The sequence below is a fragment of the Kitasatospora sp. NPDC028961 genome, from assembly GCF_055564815.1.
Window position 1 is genome coordinate 1 of the sequence record NZ_JBVHVO010000060.1, and the last position, 1,107, is coordinate 1,107.

The window sequence follows — 1,107 nt, forward strand, 5'->3', positions numbered from 1 at the left end:
GAGCATCGAGGCGTCCACCGCGGAGGAGCCCTCGACCACGGTGCCGTCCGTCGCGATCTTCTCCCCCGGACGCACCACGAACCGCATCCCGGGGGTCAGCCGGTCCACCGGCAGCCGGACCTCGGAGCCGTTCCGCAGCACCGCCACGTCCTTGGCGCCCAGCCCGAGCAGGGCGTGCAGCGCGGCGCCGGCACGGCGCTTGGAGCGGGCCTCCAGGTAGCGGCCGAAGAGGATCAGCACGGTGACCGCGGCGGCCGTCTCCAGGTACAGCGTGGAGGAGGCGTCGGTGGCGCCGATCGACAGCGAGAACTCGTGGCGCATGCCCGGCATCCCGGCCCGGCCCCAGAACAGGGCCCAGCACGACCAGCCGAAGGCGGCCAGCGTGCCGAGCGAGACCAGGGTGTCCATGGTCGCGGCGCCGTGCTTCAGGTTGGTCCAGGCGGCCCGGTGGAACGGCAGCCCGCCGTAGACGACGACCGGGCCGGTGAGGGCGAAGGCCAGCCACTGCCAGTTGGCGAACTGCAGGGACGGGATCATCGACAGCATGACCACCGGCACGCTCAGGACGGCGCTGATCAGCAGCCGGTCCAGCAGCGGGTCGGCCGCGGGCTCCGCCGGGGCGGGGGCCGGCCCGGCGGGCGCGGCGGCCGGGTCGACGGCCGGCGGTGCGGGGAGCTCGGCGGTGTAGCCGGTGTTCTCGACGGTGCTGATGAGGTCGGCGACGCTCACCGCCGGTCCGAAGTCGATCCGGGCCTTCTCGGTCGCGTAGTTGACCGTGGCCTCGACGCCCTCCATCCGGTTGAGCTTCTTCTCGATCCGGGCCGCGCACGCTGCGCAGGTCATCCCGCCGATCGACAGCTCGACGCGGTCGCGTACCGGGGCGGTGCCGTCCTGGTCACGCGGGCCGCCCGGGCCGGCGGCGGTGGTGGCCGGGGTGGCGGTGCTCATGCTGATCAGCTCCTTGGGGAGGGCGTGGGGGGGGGGGCGGGGGGGGGGGGCCCCCCCCCCCCCCCGCCCCCACCCGGACAGGATGGACCCCTCGTCGCCTGCCCCTTTGCAGGCCACGCGGAACGGGTTTTCTTCGCGTGGGGGGGCGGAGGAGAACCC

Annotated in this window: 1 protein-coding gene; it reads right to left on the minus strand. The window is 74.6% G+C overall.

What is annotated here, in order from left to right; genetic code table 11:
- Positions 1–948, minus strand: a 948-nt coding sequence (locus ACZ4UX_RS36965) for a heavy metal translocating P-type ATPase (RefSeq protein ID WP_465709861.1), incomplete at its 3' end; no start/stop codon positions are given.
- Between the last annotated feature and the right edge of the window lie 159 nt (positions 949–1,107).